This window comes from Xenorhabdus sp. TH1 (assembly GCF_037260955.1).
GTDB lineage: Bacteria > Pseudomonadota > Gammaproteobacteria > Enterobacterales > Enterobacteriaceae > Xenorhabdus > Xenorhabdus griffiniae.
Genome location: NZ_CP147734.1, coordinates 679,197 through 695,006 on the forward strand (window position 1 = coordinate 679,197; position 15,810 = coordinate 695,006).

The following is a 15,810-nucleotide window of genomic DNA, read 5'->3' on the forward strand; positions in this document are numbered from 1 at the left end:
TCACTTGCCCTCTATTTTGAATAATGAAATTCTTTGGTTTCATGTTTATGCATATAAAACCATATTGCCAAATTTATTATGAAAATAATTAAGCCGGAAATAACAACACCAAACCAACCATGAGATTTATAAGTATAAATAGAAATAATAGAACCTAATGCCGTACCTGAACAACAACTTGTCATATAAGCTGATGTTAATCGGTTTTGCGCTTCTGGCAATATTTTATAGATTGTACTTTGGTTAATAACATTCAATCCTTGAACAGCGAGATCTAATAAAATAATCCCAACAATTAACCCATAGATAGAGTATTGTACATATGCCATAGGTAACCAAGAAAATAATAAGAGAGTTAAACCGACTTTCGTTACCGATTTTGCCTGACCTTTATCAACATAATGGCCAACATTGGTTGCTATTAGAGCACCTGCAATCCCTGCTAGCCCAAATAAACCGATTACACCTTCTGGCGCGGGAACTCCGTTTTGTTCTAGCTCAGTGCCCCCGTGTCTTGGCGTGGGACTGTCTTCCGAATATACGGTTCTCTCTATAGATATATTTACCACCAGACTTAACACCAATAGTGCAACGATAGCGGGCAGTGCCGTCTGCGCGCGGGCGTTTTTCTATGCTATAGTAGACCATCTTTAATACTCTCCTTTTCAGGTCCCCAAATTAATGGGGTTCTGCTTGGGGTGCTGATAATTCAAAAATAACCTGAAATGCACGAAAATATACAGATACAAAAACCTAATAAATTCACTGTAATATCAACGGATGCGAGAAGATTCAAACCTTCCCGCTTTTCCGTTGCGCCCATGTTAGACTGGACAGATCGCCATTGCCGTTACTTTCATCGTTTATTAAGCAAGGAAGCATTGCTTTACACGGAAATGGTTACAACGGGAGCGATTATTCATGGTAAAGGGGATTATCTGGCCTATAACGAGCAAGAACATCCAGTAGCACTGCAATTGGGGGGGAGTGATCCACAGGCATTAGCGCAGTGTGCCAGGATCGCACAGGAAAGAGGTTACGATGAGATCAATCTGAATGTGGGTTGTCCTTCTGATCGTGTGCAGAATGGTCGTTTTGGGGCTTGCCTGATGGGAGAATCCGCGCTAGTTGCTGATTGTATTAAGGCAATGCAGGATGTCGTGGATATTCCTGTTACGGTTAAAACCCGCATTGGAATTGATGAACAGGATAGCTACGAGTTTTTGTGTGATTTTATTGATATTGTTGTGAAAAACAGCGATTGCGATAATTTTATTATCCATGCACGTAAAGCATGGCTGTCGGGTTTAAGCCCGAAAGAAAACCGCGAAATTCCGCCTTTGGACTATCCGCGAGTCTATCAATTGAAACAAGATTTCCCCTACCTGACGCTTTCAATTAATGGTGGCATTAAATCGCTGGAAGAAGCCAAACAGCATTTGCAGTATATGGATGGCGTAATGGTTGGACGAGAAGCCTACCAAAACCCATCCATTCTGGCACATGTGGATCGTGAATTGTTTGATCAAACAGTTCCAGTGACCAATACGGTTGAGGCCGTTAAAGCGCTTTATCCTTATATCGAACAAGAGCTGTCTAAAGGCACTTATTTAGGGCATATCACCCGCCATATTCTAGGCATTTTCCAGGGGATCCCTGGGGCACGTCAGTGGCGTCGTCATTTAAGTGAAAACGCCCATAAGTCGGGCGCTGATATTATGGTTGTTGAAAAAGCGTTGGAAATGGTGACAGAGCGGATGTAAATCCGTTCAGAAATTATGGAATCAATAAGCTGGAACCGTGGGTTGCACGGTTTTCCAGCGTCTGGTGTGCTCTTACTGCTTCTCTCAGTGGAAATTTCTGGTTTTCTGGTACATCCACATTAATTTTGCCGCTGGCAATTAAAGCAAATAATGTCTTGCTGGCTTCAGCTAACTCTTCGCGAGTAGTGATATAGCCATTAAGGGAAGGGCGGGTGAGAAACAGTGAACCTTTCTGATTGAGGATACCCAAATTCACGCCGGTTACGGGGCCTGAAGCGTTACCGAAACTGACCATCAAACCTTGTCGTTTCAGGCAATCCAGCGAATCCAGCCAAGTCTCTTTGCCGACAGAATCGTATACGACACCGACTTTTTCCCCGCCAGTAATAGCCAAGACACGTTCTGCAATATTTTCGCGACGATAGTTGATGGTTTGCCATGCCCCTGCTGCCTTGGCGAGTGCCGCTTTTTCGTCTGAACCTACTGTGCCAATCAATTTCGCACCCAATGCTTTTGCCCATTGGCAGGCAATCAAACCAACACCACCAGCGGCAGCATGAAATAGAATTGTTTCGCCTGTCTGGAGCTTATGAGTCAAATTGAACAGATAGTAAACCGTCAGCCCTTTTAAAAATGACGCAGCCGCTTGTTCGAACGAGATCTCATCCGGCAACAGCGCGACTTTGCTTTCAGGAACGTTGTGTATTTCACTGTAAGCACCTAAAGTTGACTGAGCATAAACCACACGATCACCGACTTTAATTGATGTCACATTGGAACCAACTTTAGTAACAATGCCTGCGGCTTCCGTTCCCAGGCCACAGGGCAGGCTGGCTGGTGGATATAACCCACTGCGCATGTAGGTATCAATATAATTAATGCCGATAGCTTTGTTTTCGACTTGTACTTCATCGGGAGCAAGGTCAGCGGGTATAAATTCACAATATCGGAGTACTTCTGGGCCGCCAGTAGCGGATAATTCGATGTGTTTTGCCATGGTAACGCTCTCATTATATTAGAAATACTGGGAACAGCTTCGCATGTTTGCAATGAAATAGCTGCAAATAACGTTAATGTATTTGAAATCATTACAGACTATACGCATTAAACTTCAAGTTGCAATTGACAGCACGATATGAAACCTGATTTCTTCGCGGGGAGAAATCACACGCATCTTGAAATTAGATCGGTATATATATAATTACTCAAGGCTGTTTTCATGGCGTATACTGATACCCTATTTCGTTTTTTGTTTCGTGGATTGATGCGGTATACATGGCTGGAAAAAAACCAACTAACAACAGTATGGCTGAACCAAAAGATCGCCAAGTGGAAGGGCTGAAACTTCCACCACACTCTTTGGAAGCAGAGCAATCCGTGTTAGGCGGTTTGATGCTGGATAATGAACGTTGGGATAGTGTATCCGAACGGGTTACTAGCAATGACTTTTTTAGCCGACCACACAGGCGTATTTTTGCTGAAATGCAGCGTTTGCTCGAAACGGGCAAACCTATCGACCTGATCACATTAGCGGAATCTCTTGAACAGAATGGTGAACTCGATAATGTCGGAGGGTTTGCCTATCTTGCTGAATTGTCGAAAAATACCCCAAGCGCGGCGAACATCAATGCTTATGCCGATATTGTCCGCGAACGTGCAGTAGTACGCGAGATGATTGCGGTAGCCAATGAAATTGCCGATGCAGGCTATGATCCGCAAGGGCGAACCAGCGAAGAACTGTTGGATTTGGCTGAATCACGAGTATTCCAGATCGCAGAAAATCGGGCAAATAAAGATGGAGGTCCAAAAGGCATTGAACAGATCCTAGAAGAAACTGTTGAACGAATTGAACAGCTCTATCAGCGCCCGCATGATGGTGTAACAGGCGTTTCTACCGGCTATCAAGATCTGGATAAGAAAACCGCAGGATTGCAAAAGTCAGATTTAATCATCGTGGCGGCGCGTCCTTCAATGGGTAAAACGACTTTTGCGATGAACTTGTGTGAAAACGCGGCCATGATGCAGGATAAACCTGTTTTGATTTTCAGCCTTGAGATGCCCGGCAACCAGATCATGATGCGTATGCTAGCGTCTCTGTCCCGCGTAGACCAAACACGTATTCGTACCGGTCAACTTGATGATGAGGATTGGGCACGCATTTCCAGTACGATGGGGATCTTGCTGGAAAAACGCAATATGTATATCGATGACTCATCTGGTTTGACGCCAACAGAAGTACGTTCCCGTGCGAGACGCATTTTCCGCGAACACGGTGGGCTCAGTTTGATTATGATCGACTACCTGCAATTGATGCGAGTACCTTCTCTATCTGACAACCGAACACTGGAAATTGCGGAAATATCCCGCTCATTAAAAGCATTGGCAAAAGAACTTCAAGTGCCGGTCGTCGCACTCTCCCAACTTAACCGTAGCTTGGAACAGCGAGCCGATAAGCGTCCGGTTAACTCCGATCTGCGTGAATCAGGCTCTATCGAACAGGATGCTGACTTGATCATGTTTATCTATCGTGACGAGGTTTATCACGATAACAGTGAACTGAAAGGTGTGGCAGAAATTATTCTTGGTAAACAGCGTAACGGCCCTATCGGCACGGTAAGGCTGACATTTAATGGCCAATGGTCACGGTTCGATAATTATGCTGGACCAAGTTACAGTGACGAATAAATCCAAGTGCCTATCGTTCGTGTTCAAATAGCGTCAATAATCAATATCGAAGATAGGCTGTTATTATCAAACCTGACTGAAAAATGATAAAAAGGGGATGGAATGAAAGCGGCAACTGCTGTTATCGACCGCCGCGCTCTGCGACACAATCTGCAACAGGTGAGAGTACAAGCGCCTGACAGTAAGTTAATTGCAGTTGTGAAAGCAAACGCCTATGGACATGGTTTATTAGAAACTGCTTACACAATGGAAGATGCTGATTGCTTCGGTGTTGCTCGCATTGGGGAAGCGCTGGCCTTGCGCAGTGGTGGGATCGCCAAGCCAATCTTGCTATTAGAAGGTTTTTTTGAAGCGGCAGATCTCCCCGTTTTAGTCGTCAATCATATTGAAACCGTAGTGCATAGCATTGAACAGCTTGAGGCATTGGAACAGGCGGATTTATCCCATCCCATTAAAGTGTGGATGAAACTCGATACAGGTATGCATCGTCTGGGAGTCCGGATCGATGAAGCAGACGCATTTTATCAACGTCTCAGCCGCTGTCGTCATGTTGAGCAACCCGTTAATATCATCAGCCATTTTAGCCGTGCAGATGAACCCACAGTTGAAACGACCCAGCAACAAATGGAGCGTTTTATGGCATTTATCGTGGATAAATCTGGCGAAAAATCTATTTCTGCATCAGGGGGGATCTTATTATGGCCAAAGGCGCATTTGGACTGGGTTCGTCCCGGCATCATGATGTATGGTGCTTCGCCGATGGCAGATAAGACTGCTGCCGATTTTAATTTACTCCCTGCCATGACACTCAAATCCAGCTTAATCGCCGTTCGTAAACACAAAGCGGGTGAAGCAGTAGGATATGGTGGTACGTGGAGCAGTGAACAGGACACCTATCTTGGCGTTGTGGCAATGGGATATGGTGATGGCTATCCCCGCAGTGCACCTGCCGGTACGCCAGTATTTATTAATGGTCGGGAAGTGCCACTTGTTGGCCGTGTATCTATGGATATGATTACTGTGGATCTGGGACCAACATGCCAGGATAAAGTTGGAGATGAAGTTATCCTTTGGGGGAATGCCCTGCCAGTTGAAAAAATTGCAGCGCATTCGGGGATCAGCGTTTATGAGCTAATTACGAAACTGACTTCACGTGTTGCGATGGAATATCTAGACGAATAATCCGGGTAAGTTATATTGTCTGTTATTGCACTTTTAATAAATAATTCAATAGCAGGGAGTATAACGTAATGTTCCAGAATGTTGATGCGTATGCGGGCGATCCTATCCTGTCGTTAATGGAAGAGTTCAAAAATGATCCCCGCGCAGAAAAAATAAATCTGAGCATCGGGCTGTATTACGATGAAGAGGGTATAACGCCAAAATTACAGGCTGTTGCAACTGCTGAAAAACAAATAAACGCCTTGCCACAGTCTGCTTCCCTTTACCTGCCAATGGAAGGTTTGTTTGCCTATCGCACAGCAATTCAGGCATTACTGTTTGGCAAAGATCACCCACTATTAAACCAACAACGTATTGCTACGATCCAAACATTGGGTGGTTCAGGCGCATTAAAAGTAGGGGCTGATTTTTTACATCGTTATTTTCCTGATTCTGAAGTATGGTGCAGTGATCCGACGTGGGAAAACCATGCCACTATTTTTGCCGGAGCAGGCATCAAAGTGAACTATTACCCTTATTTTGATGATAAAACCAAAGGGGTAAAGTTTGACGAAATGCTGGCAACATTCAAGCAATTGCCGGCAAAAAGTATTATTTTGATGCATCCTTGTTGCCATAACCCAACAGGTTCCGATCTTACCAATGACCAATGGGATCAGGTGGTTCAGGTGACTAAAGAGCGGGGATTGCTGCCTTTCCTTGATATCGCTTATCAGGGGTTTGCCGATGGTATGGAAGAAGATGCTTACGCTATCCGCGCAATGGCCAATGCGGGGTTGCCTTGCCTGGTCAGCAATTCATTTTCGAAAATTTTCTCATTGTATGGTGAGCGTGTTGGTGGATTATCAGTTATCTGTGACGATGTAAAAGCGGCTGAACATGTCTTGGGACAATTGAAAGCGACGGTGCGCCGTATTTACTCCAGCCCACCAAATTTTGGTGCGCAGATTGTAGCCAGAGTATTGAGTAATCCTGAATTAAAAAACCAGTGGTTGGACGAAGTTGAACGGATGCGTTTGCGTATTCTGGAAATGCGGACAGTATTGGTCAATGCCCTGCAACAAGCACTACCAGAAAAAAACTTTGACCATTTACTGCAACAGCGTGGAATGTTCAGTTATACCGGATTCAGTCAGACACAAGTGGATAGATTACGTGAAGAATTTGGCGTCTATCTGGTCGGTTCTGGCCGCGTTTGTATGGCTGGCGTGAATCATCATAACGTGCAACGCATTGCAGAAGCGTTTGCGGCGGTGAGTTAATGATTTTTATTGTTTGCGAGTGTTGACCAAATAGCCATGCTTGTCTACATCTGTAGACGGCGTGGTGTGATATCTAATCACGCCAAGAAAATTAGTGATTTGTTGGTGAAAAAACCGGCTTAAAAAAACAGAAGGTTGCTGGAATTATGCAGCCTTCTGTTTTAATAGTTTCAATATAAATAAAGATTACTTTTGCAATAACTGATAGAACGTTGGGTTGTCATCACATTGTCCACCACCACACTCTAATAGGGTAGAAACTAGATTGGCTGCAATCAGAAATGCGAACAAGCCCATGACAATTTTGCCTGAAGTTGGAGGTGTGTATCTTGTTGAATCAACATTGTCTGTTTTCAGGGGCATGATAGCGGCGATGGCAATAATAGTCAGAATAGATAGAATGGCAGCCCAGGTATAAAAATGCAGGCCGAAGAAAGTTGAACCATATCCCGTATCGCCCGGCATGATATGAAGAGAAACCTGCCGCATGGCAATGAAACCAGTTATAATGCAGCCGAGCAGTGAAAGACTATAATGGGCATTTTTTATGCCAAAATAAATATTAAACAAAAAGCCAAAACCAATCATGATAATGCCTGCTCGCTGCAATAAACATAATGGGCAGGGAAGTTCAAAGCGGGCTAATTGATAATAAAACGCGATTATCAAAACCACACTAATACCGAACAGACCCAGAATATTTAAGGCCATTGCAAGGTTAGCATTACGCGGAGCTGACATTGTATTATTCATTATTGCCTCCGATTAGAAAGAAAGGTTCAATGCATCAGTTGCATGATATTTAAACCAAAATACCGTGATAACGAATAAAGCAAACCACAGGGTATATGTGAGCTTTTTCTTATCGGTAACAACTGTGACGATGATAATTAGCGCAATTAAGAATGGTAAAAACATATACATGTTTAATCTCCATTATAAATTTAAAGAATATGTTATGCCATTATGGCACTAATACTTCGGTGATGTGAGTATTAATAGTATTAGATCAACAATACAATACTAATTCACGAAAGGTTGTTTCACCTGAATTGACTGTAAGAAAAGGCTTAACTGTCCGTAGTAAATTGAATTTGATAAATAATTGTCTATAAAATAAATAAAAAACTCCCCACGATGTGAGGAGGATTATAAATAGTTTTTTTAAAATTAATCTCGCTCAAGTATTGGCTTCAAAAAACGAGCAGTGTGAGATTTTTCACATTGAATGACTTCTTCGGGTGTTCCTGAAACCAATATTTCACCACCGCCGCTACCACCTTCAGGGCCAAGATCGACAATCCAGTCAGCCGTTTTGATCACATCCAGATTATGTTCGATGACGACAATAGTATTTCCTTGATCTCGCAATTGATGCAGAACGGATAATAGTTGCTGAATATCCGCAAAATGCAGGCCGGTTGTTGGTTCATCAAGGATATATAGTGTCTGGCCTGTACCCCGTTTAGACAATTCCCGCGCCAGTTTTACCCGCTGCGCTTCCCCGCCAGAAAGTGTCGTTGCGGATTGCCCCAGGCGAATATAGGAAAGGCCGACATCTATCAAAGTTTGCAACTTACGGGAAAGCGCAGGAACTGCGTCAAAAAACTCACGAGCCTCTTCGATGGTCATATTCAGCACTTCATTAATATTCTTGCCCTTATATTTGATTTCCAGCGTTTCTCGATTGTAACGCTTACCCTTACATTGATCGCAAGGCACATAAACATCAGGTAAGAAATGCATCTCAACTTTAATTACGCCATCACCTTGACAGGCTTCACAACGTCCGCCTTTAACGTTGAAACTGAAACGCCCCGGTGTATAGCCACGGGTACGGGATTCAGGAACGCCTGAGAATAACTCTCTGACAGGCGTAAATATACCCGTATAAGTGGCAGGATTTGAACGTGGGGTTCTGCCAATCGGGCTTTGGTCGATATCGATTACCTTATCAAAATGCTCAAGACCCTGGATATCAATATAAGGGGCAGGACTAATATTTGTTGCTCCATTTAACTGACGCTGTGCAATAGGAAATAACGTATCGTTGATCAACGTTGATTTACCGGAACCAGAAACACCTGTGATACAAGTGAACAGGCCGACGGGGAGATTTAATGTCACCTTTTTCAGGTTATTGCCTTTTGCGCCAATCAATTTCAGCATCTTATCTGGATTAACAGACACGCGCTGCTCTGGAATAGCAATTTGACGCTCACCACTGAGGAATTTTCCTGTGAGTGATTTTGGGCTTTCCATGATAGCGGTAATCGTTCCTTCGGCAACAATCTCGCCGCCATGTACACCTGCGCCCGGTCCAATGTCAATAATATGGTCAGCCGCACGGATGGCATCTTCGTCATGTTCGACAACGATAACCGTGTTACCCAAATTGCGCAGGTGCAGTAAGGTTTCCAGCAAACGCTCATTATCCCTCTGATGCAGGCCAATGGAAGGTTCATCCAATACATACATCACACCGACGAGTCCTGCACCAATCTGGCTCGCCAAACGGATACGCTGGGCTTCCCCACCGGAAAGCGTTTCTGCTGAACGGGAGAGCGTCAGGTAATTTAATCCAACATTAACCAAGAATTTCAGGCGATCACGGATCTCTTTCAGGACTTTTTCGGCAATTTGGGCGCGTTGTCCACTCAGCTTGATATTTTGGAAAAACGCCATCGCATGACCGATGCTGAAATCCGAAATTTGTGGCAGCGTAGTATCTTCGATAAAGACATAACGCGCCTCCTTACGCAGTCGCGTTCCATCGCAGGAAACGCAAGATCGATTGCTGATATATTTTGCTAACTCTTCCCGTACGGCGGTGGATTCCGTCTCTTTATAGCGGCGTTCCATATTGTGCAGCACACCTTCGAACGGATGGTGGCGAACAGTCACATCACCACGATCATTGGTGTATTTAAATTCGATGGATTCTTTACCTGAGCCGTATAAAACTACTTTCTGAATGGTTGGGCTTAACTGATTAAACGGTGTTTCGATATCGAATTTGTAGTGTTCTGCCAGTGATCTTAGCATCTGAAAGTAATAGAAGTTACGGCGATCCCAACCACGGATCGCACCTCCGGCAAGGGAGATACCTTCATTTTGGACAACGCGTTCGGGATCAAAAAATTGCTGAACCCCTAATCCATCACAAGTAGGGCAAGCCCCTGCGGGATTGTTGAAGGAAAACAAGCGAGGTTCTAACTCGCTCATACTATAGCCACAGATTGGACAAGCAAAATTGGCGGAGAAGATCAGTTCTTCGGCCTGTGTATCCTCCATATTGGCAATGACGGCAGTACCACCGGAAAGTTCTAATGCAGTTTCGAATGATTCCGCTAATCGCTGGGCGAGATCAGCACGCACTTTAAAGCGGTCGATGACGACTTCAATGGTATGTTTTTTCTGTAATTCGAGTTTTGGTGGATCGGAAAGGTCACACACTTCACCATCAATACGGGCGCGAATATAGCCTTGTGCAGCGAGATTATCCAGCAGCTTGGTATGTTCACCTTTACGCTCTTTGACGACAGGAGCCAGTAACATCAGGCGTTGGTTTTCTGGTAGAGCCAAGACGTTATCTACCATCTGGCTGATTGTTTGTGCCGCCAGAGTGATATCATGCTCAGGACAACGTGGTTCACCCACTCGCGCAAATAGCAGACGGAGATAATCGTGAATTTCAGTTATCGTGCCGACCGTAGAACGTGGGTTATGGGAAGTAGACTTTTGCTCAATGGAAATGGCCGGGGATAGCCCCTCAATATGATCGACATCCGGTTTTTCCATCAGTGACAAAAACTGGCGTGCATATGCAGAGAGGGATTCAACATAGCGACGTTGCCCTTCCGCATACAGGGTATCGAAAGCCAAAGATGACTTACCGGAACCCGATAGCCCAGTAATGACTATCAGCTTGTCACGGGGAATTATTAAATTGATATTCTTAAGATTATGGGTGCGGGCGCCCCGAACTTCGATGTTATCCATATACCACTTCCCAGATGATTGATAGAGCAAAACTCATAAACGCGTTATTATTGCACAAACATTGCTGAATGGATATACAGTATTTAACGGACAATCGTGCTGTCACCATGACAATGTAAAGTACGATGCGCTTCGCAAAGTATAATATAACGGCTCTCTGTTTAAACTTATCTCTCGCATGGTAAACTACATTGCTTATAATTAGATAAATCCGTTTTTAGCAAAATTCATTTCATCAGGAGTATTCCCAATGGCCAGCAGAGGCATAAACAAAGTTATTTTAGTGGGTAATTTGGGACAGGACCCAGAAGTTCGCTATATGCCGAATGGCGGTGCAGTGACCAACATTACTCTGGCAACGTCTGAGAGCTGGCGTGATAAACAAACCGGTGAGATGAGAGAGAAAACCGAATGGCATCGTGTCGTGTTTTTCGGCAAATTGGCAGAAGTCGCCGGTGAATACCTGCGCAAAGGTTCTCAGGTTTATATTGAAGGTTCTTTGCAGACCCGTAAATGGCAGGATCAGAACGGCCAAGACCGTTATACCACGGAAATTGTCGTCAATCCTGTCGGTGGGGTAATGCAGATGCTGGGTAGCCGTAGTGGTGCAGCACAGGATGCGCCAGCGCAAGGCGGTTGGGGGCAACCACAACAGCCACAAGCCTCTCAGCAATTCAGTGGCGGTGCTCCATCTCGTCCAGCGCAGTCGCCTATGCCACAGAGCAATGAGCCGCCGATAGATTTCGATGATGATATTCCTTTCTGAGTGAACTAAAAAAGCAGCTTGATTCTGGTCAGGACCAGTCACAGATTTTGCGATCTGTAGTCGTTTAACTTTGATCTGGCAATTGTTTTTGTTTCGATAATTGTCAGATCAAGTCTTAAGTTTCACACATAGATTTGTTAGCACACAATCGTGCAGCGAACTTACCGTAATTTGAAGTTCTTGCTGGCGATTTTGCCAATCTTCTTCATGCCCTTTCAAATAGGTTTCCCGCGCATCGGCTAAGACTGCGGCCTGTGTGGCTGGAAGACGCTCAGCCGCCCAATCGGCAGCAACATCCTTAGAAACAAACTCTCCCGTCACTAATGTCCGCCACATTCGAGCCAGCGTTAGAAGGACATTACGTTCATCTCCCTGTAGCGTCTCAATTAAATTCGGCAGGACATCCTTAATAGCTCGATGAATATCCGAACTTGGAATAGCGGGTAGGAGATTGCTTGTGTTCGAGCCGAGCAGTGGTATTGCTTCCTGCCGTGCTTGAGCCAGCACCAAGGTAAGCTCTGGATCATAAACTGGCTTGGGAATTTCTCCCACCTCATATTTATGGCGTAGCCACTCACCATAAATAAATTCACTTCGGGCAGGATAAAGCGATGCGATGAGATTGGTGCGCAAGAAAACAATCAGTTCAATCGGGCGATGCCCATCAGGATCAAAAGGATATCGGCCTGATACCATCATTAAATCGGCAGCGAGAGATGCCCGAACCTCAGATGTCATCGGTTGGTCAATAACCACGAGCAAATCTACATCGCTGCGGGGGCGAAGACCACCAACCGCAGCCGAACCATGAAGGTAGACCGCGACCAGCGATTCGGCTAATCGCTTCTGGACGATCAACAATACTTGCTTTGCTTCAGAAGGAATAGTCACTCAATAGATCACTCATAAAATATTTATGCTAAATATTGCTCAAAATTATCACCAGCAAAGCAAACAAATAGCATGAGCATATACCAATCTCATTTCAAGATGCGTGTGATTTCTCCCTGTGAAGCGGGGGAGAAATCACGTTTCATAGCGTGTTGTAAATTGCAACTTGAAGTTTAATGCGTATATATAAATATCTTGGTTCTATTTAACCAATCGCTTTACCCAGTAATTGGCGAATATAAGATCCTGCACCCAATAACCCTGGGTTGTCATGAGTAATCAGATATACAGGAATATCTTTTAAATAGTCTGTAAATCTGCCTTTGTTTTCAAACCCTTGCCGGAAACCTGATTTTTGGAAGAAATCAAAGAAACGAGGGACGATCCCACCTGCAATGTAAACACCGCCAAATGCACCCATATTCAGCGCTAAATTTCCACCAAAACGTCCTAACGCGGTACAGAAGAGTTCTAACGCTTGTTTGCAGATAGAGCAATTTCCATTCAGTGCACGGTCAGAAACATCGCGAGGGGTAAGATCTTCGGCGACTTGCCCGTTGAGTTTCATCAGGGAACGATAAATATTCACTAATCCAGGGCCGGAAAGGACTCGTTCAGCGGAGACATGTCCATATTCTTCGCGCAGTACGCGCAACATATGATCTTCTTCCGCACTATCTGGCGCGAACTCTACGTGACCACCTTCACCAGGTAAGCTCATCCATTGGCTGCCAGTGTGAACAAGATGCGCGACTCCTAACCCAGTCCCTGCACCATAAACCGCAATAGGGCGTTTAGTTTGAGGTTGCTTTCCACCAATCTGAATGACGTCACCTGCTCCCAGAACCGGAATGGCGAGGGAAACGGCGGTAAAATCGTTAATCACCTCAAAACGTTCCCACCCCAAAGAGGCTTTCATTTGGCTAACAGAAAAACGCCAACTGTGGTTAGTCATGCTGATTACATCGTCCGTCACCGGACAGGCAATAGCGATACTGCCATATTTGACTGCACAATTCTGCTGTTTCAAATATTGGCGGATAACAATTTCAAGCGATTCATAATGCGCACAGGGATAGAATTCGACCGCGCTCAATTGCCCAGTATCTACATCACATAATGCCAGACGTGCATTTGTACCGCCGATATCACCTACCAGGGCATAAGTTGTCATGGTTTATCTCCTTAATTCTTACAGAAATCCTAATGAATCAGTCAAAAGTCGAATTGAGGGGATTTTACACAAGGTCAGGCTTAAAGGCCGCATAAAAATGTGTCGATAGGGTGTGGGTATCAGATAATATCTTGATTATTATAGGTTATAAGACCCATTTCATCAGCCAGAAAATCTACGGCTTTGATAACTGAGTTAGAAGACCAGAGTGGTTGTGATTCAATAGAGACTGTCAGTTGATTTTCTTTAAGCCGATCACCGAATAGCATTATCGCCTTATCGCCATGTTGTTTTGATGCCCACGTTATTGCTTGGGCAGATGGATTATCACGGTAAATTTGGCCTGCGATTCGGCTTCGGAAAGCAAAGCATCTTTGTTAACCAATACCCCTGTAAATATACAGAATACCGAGTATGAGTTTTATCATCTTTGATGTGATTATTGCTTGATTCTTATCCCTGATTCACTGGATAATCGTCGGCTTCAAATTTTCTCACTTTTTCTTTACCCTGAAAGCCAAACGATTGCGCAAACGAATGGTTGAGCCAATGAATGCAGCACTGATTTTTATTATCTTGTGGCGTAATCGTTTTCGTTTGAAGAGGTGAAGAAATAGGGAGAGAACTTTTAAAGCGATATAGTTAACAGAAGCAGGGGAAAAACATGTCTGGTATGCAGGCACCAACTCAATGCAAACTCGATAGGTATTTTAAGATTACTGAACGCGGATCGACAATACGTCAGGAAGTTCTCGCTGGATTAACGACATTTTTGGCGATGGTCTATTCCGTTATTGTGGTGCCAGGGATGCTTGGGCAAGCCGGATTTCCTCATACTGCCGTGTTTATTTCTGTTTGTTTGGTGACCGGTATCGGTTCGTTATTGATGGGGTTGTGGGTTAATTTGCCAATGGCGATTGGCTGTGCGATCTCGTTGACAACATTTACCGCATTTAGCCTGGTATTAGGGCAACAGGTCAGCATTTCCGTGGCTCTCGGTGCGGTTTTCCTGATGGGATGTTTGTTTACGTTAATTTCAATAACGGGCGTGCGAGCGTGGATTTTGCGTAATATGCCAATGGGTATTGCACATGGAACGGGTATTGGCATCGGTTTGTTTTTATTGTTGATTGCAGCCAATGGCGTAGGTCTGGTGGTAAAGAACCCAAACGCTGGCTTGCCTGTGTCTTTTGGTTCATTGACGTCATTTCCTGTGGTGATGACGTTATTGGGGCTGGCGGGCATTATCGGTCTGGAACGTAAGAAGGTGCCGGGTGGTATCTTGCTGATGATTATCGCAATTTCTATTATCGGCTTGATTTTTGATCCAGCCGTTAAATATCAAGGATTCTTTAAATTTCCTACATTGGGGGAAGATGGTTTGTCCCTGATGTTCAGTATGGATGTTATGGGCGCTTTACAGCCTGTTGTATTACCCAGTGTTTTGGCTCTGGTAATGACAGCTATATTTGACGCAACGGGTACAATCCGGGCTGTGGCGGGGCAAGCTAATTTATTGGATAAGAGAGGCCAGATTATCAATGGCGGCAAGGCACTGACAGCCGATTCTGTCAGTAGTATTTTTGCTGGAATGATCGGTTCTTCTCCCGCAGCGGTTTATATTGAGTCTGCTGCAGGAACCGCTGCTGGAGGCAAAACGGGTTTAACTGCTTCCGTTGTCGGTATTTTATTCCTGTTGATTGTATTCCTATCCCCGCTGTCGTATTTAGTGCCTGGCTATGCTACGGCTCCTGCCTTGATGTATGTCGGATTACTGATGCTGAGCAATGTGCGAAAGCTGAATTTTGATGATTTTGTTGATGCAATGTCAGGTTTACTGTGTGCGGTATTTATTGTGCTGACTTGTAATATCGTCACAGGCATTATGCTGGGTTTCAGTGTCCTGGTTGTTGGGCGTATTTTTTCGGGTGAATGGCGTAAATTGAATATTGGCACGGTTATACTTGCTATTATATTAGTGGTATTTTATGCCGGCAATTGGGCTATCTAATTAAAATAGGATGTGTAAACAATTGGCGTTTGCACATCCCTTCCATACCCCTCTGTTTCATTATTAGCCATATT

The 15,810-nt window shown here is 44.4% G+C and carries 13 protein-coding genes and 1 pseudogene; 6 read left to right on the top strand and 8 right to left on the bottom strand.

The window, feature by feature from the left end:
- Window positions 1-11: 11 nt before the first annotated feature.
- The gene (locus WDV74_RS02965) at window positions 12-461 is read right to left on the bottom strand and encodes an MFS transporter (protein ID WP_338885523.1); all 450 of its coding nucleotides are present in this window, start codon (window positions 459-461) and stop codon (window positions 12-14) included.
- A 15-nt stretch (window positions 462-476) separates the two neighbouring features.
- Window positions 477-648, bottom strand: a pseudogene (locus tag WDV74_RS02970) (site-specific integrase); the annotation flags it as partial.
- Between the two features lie 77 nt (window positions 649-725).
- Here WDV74_RS02970 and dusA point away from each other — a divergent pair.
- Window positions 726-1,763 carry a tRNA dihydrouridine(20/20a) synthase DusA gene (dusA, locus tag WDV74_RS02975; RefSeq protein ID WP_338884502.1) on the top strand — a complete coding sequence of 346 codons (1,038 nt, stop codon included), beginning with the start codon at window positions 726-728 and terminating at the stop codon, window positions 1,761-1,763.
- 13 nt (window positions 1,764-1,776) lie between these two features.
- Here the strand turns inward: dusA and WDV74_RS02980 are convergent, their stop codons facing one another.
- The gene (locus WDV74_RS02980) at window positions 1,777-2,760 is read right to left on the bottom strand and encodes a quinone oxidoreductase (RefSeq protein ID WP_338884503.1); all 984 of its coding nucleotides are present in this window, start codon (window positions 2,758-2,760) and stop codon (window positions 1,777-1,779) included.
- A 278-nt stretch (window positions 2,761-3,038) separates the two neighbouring features.
- Here WDV74_RS02980 and dnaB point away from each other — a divergent pair, with 278 nt between their 5' ends.
- The 3 genes from dnaB (at window position 3,039) to WDV74_RS02995 (ending at window position 6,892) form a co-directional block, all read left to right on the top strand.
- Window positions 3,039-4,448, top strand: a complete 1,410-nt coding sequence (dnaB, locus tag WDV74_RS02985; protein WP_338884504.1) for a replicative DNA helicase — start codon at window positions 3,039-3,041, stop codon at window positions 4,446-4,448.
- 102 nt (window positions 4,449-4,550) lie between these two features.
- The gene (alr, locus tag WDV74_RS02990) at window positions 4,551-5,630 is read left to right on the top strand and encodes an alanine racemase (protein ID WP_338884505.1); all 1,080 of its coding nucleotides are present in this window, start codon (window positions 4,551-4,553) and stop codon (window positions 5,628-5,630) included.
- A gap of 68 nt (window positions 5,631-5,698) precedes the next feature.
- Window positions 5,699-6,892, top strand: coding sequence for an amino acid aminotransferase (locus WDV74_RS02995; protein WP_338884506.1), 1,194 nt, complete (start codon window positions 5,699-5,701; stop codon window positions 6,890-6,892).
- 186 nt (window positions 6,893-7,078) lie between these two features.
- On the opposite strand, the gene WDV74_RS03000 is transcribed toward WDV74_RS02995, so the two are convergent.
- From WDV74_RS03000 to uvrA, 3 genes are all read right to left on the bottom strand, one after another.
- A complete protein-coding gene (locus tag WDV74_RS03000; protein WP_338884508.1) occupies window positions 7,079-7,645 on the bottom strand; it encodes a disulfide bond formation protein B in 567 nt (188 codons plus the stop codon).
- Window positions 7,646-7,657: 12 nt separating this feature from the next.
- Window positions 7,658-7,816: a DUF5993 family protein gene (locus WDV74_RS03005; protein ID WP_338884509.1), complete on the bottom strand. Its 159-nt coding sequence runs from the start codon at window positions 7,814-7,816 to the stop codon at window positions 7,658-7,660.
- Between the two features lie 246 nt (window positions 7,817-8,062).
- A complete protein-coding gene (uvrA, locus tag WDV74_RS03010; RefSeq protein WP_338884511.1) occupies window positions 8,063-10,894 on the bottom strand; it encodes an excinuclease ABC subunit UvrA in 2,832 nt (943 codons plus the stop codon).
- Window positions 10,895-11,144: 250 nt separating this feature from the next.
- Here uvrA and WDV74_RS03015 point away from each other — a divergent pair, with 250 nt between their 5' ends.
- Window positions 11,145-11,660 carry a single-stranded DNA-binding protein gene (locus WDV74_RS03015; RefSeq protein ID WP_338884513.1) on the top strand — a complete coding sequence of 172 codons (516 nt, stop codon included), beginning with the start codon at window positions 11,145-11,147 and terminating at the stop codon, window positions 11,658-11,660.
- 108 nt (window positions 11,661-11,768) lie between these two features.
- Here the strand turns inward: WDV74_RS03015 and WDV74_RS03020 are convergent, their stop codons facing one another.
- Together WDV74_RS03020 and glk are read right to left on the bottom strand one after the other, a co-directional pair.
- A complete protein-coding gene (locus WDV74_RS03020; RefSeq protein WP_338884515.1) occupies window positions 11,769-12,551 on the bottom strand; it encodes an aminoglycoside adenylyltransferase family protein in 783 nt (260 codons plus the stop codon).
- A gap of 205 nt (window positions 12,552-12,756) precedes the next feature.
- Complete coding sequence (glk, locus tag WDV74_RS03025) at window positions 12,757-13,725, bottom strand: glucokinase (protein WP_338884517.1); 969 nt, start codon at window positions 13,723-13,725, stop codon at window positions 12,757-12,759.
- Window positions 13,726-14,389: 664 nt separating this feature from the next.
- Between glk and WDV74_RS03030 the strand changes: the two genes are divergently transcribed.
- On the top strand, window positions 14,390-15,736 hold the full coding sequence (locus WDV74_RS03030) for an NCS2 family permease (protein WP_338884519.1): 1,347 nt from the start codon (window positions 14,390-14,392) through the stop codon (window positions 15,734-15,736).
- The last annotated feature ends 74 nt before the right edge of the window (window positions 15,737-15,810 follow it).

What these genes read in the sequence shown, in the direction of transcription:
- dusA (WP_338884502.1), top strand. Translation starts at nt 726, where the DNA reads ATGCACGAAAATATACAGATACAAAAACCTAATAAATTCACTGTAATA.
- WDV74_RS02980 (WP_338884503.1), bottom strand. Translation starts at nt 2,760, where the DNA reads ATGGCAAAACACATCGAATTATCCGCTACTGGCGGCCCAGAAGTACTC.
- dnaB (WP_338884504.1), top strand. Translation starts at nt 3,039, where the DNA reads ATGGCTGGAAAAAAACCAACTAACAACAGTATGGCTGAACCAAAAGAT.
- alr (WP_338884505.1), top strand. Translation starts at nt 4,551, where the DNA reads ATGAAAGCGGCAACTGCTGTTATCGACCGCCGCGCTCTGCGACACAAT.
- WDV74_RS02995 (WP_338884506.1), top strand. Translation starts at nt 5,699, where the DNA reads ATGTTCCAGAATGTTGATGCGTATGCGGGCGATCCTATCCTGTCGTTA.
- WDV74_RS03000 (WP_338884508.1), bottom strand. Translation starts at nt 7,645, where the DNA reads ATGAATAATACAATGTCAGCTCCGCGTAATGCTAACCTTGCAATGGCC.
- WDV74_RS03005 (WP_338884509.1), bottom strand. Translation starts at nt 7,816, where the DNA reads ATGTATATGTTTTTACCATTCTTAATTGCGCTAATTATCATCGTCACA.
- uvrA (WP_338884511.1), bottom strand. Translation starts at nt 10,894, where the DNA reads ATGGATAACATCGAAGTTCGGGGCGCCCGCACCCATAATCTTAAGAAT.
- WDV74_RS03015 (WP_338884513.1), top strand. Translation starts at nt 11,145, where the DNA reads ATGGCCAGCAGAGGCATAAACAAAGTTATTTTAGTGGGTAATTTGGGA.
- glk (WP_338884517.1), bottom strand. Translation starts at nt 13,725, where the DNA reads ATGACAACTTATGCCCTGGTAGGTGATATCGGCGGTACAAATGCACGT.
- WDV74_RS03030 (WP_338884519.1), top strand. Translation starts at nt 14,390, where the DNA reads ATGTCTGGTATGCAGGCACCAACTCAATGCAAACTCGATAGGTATTTT.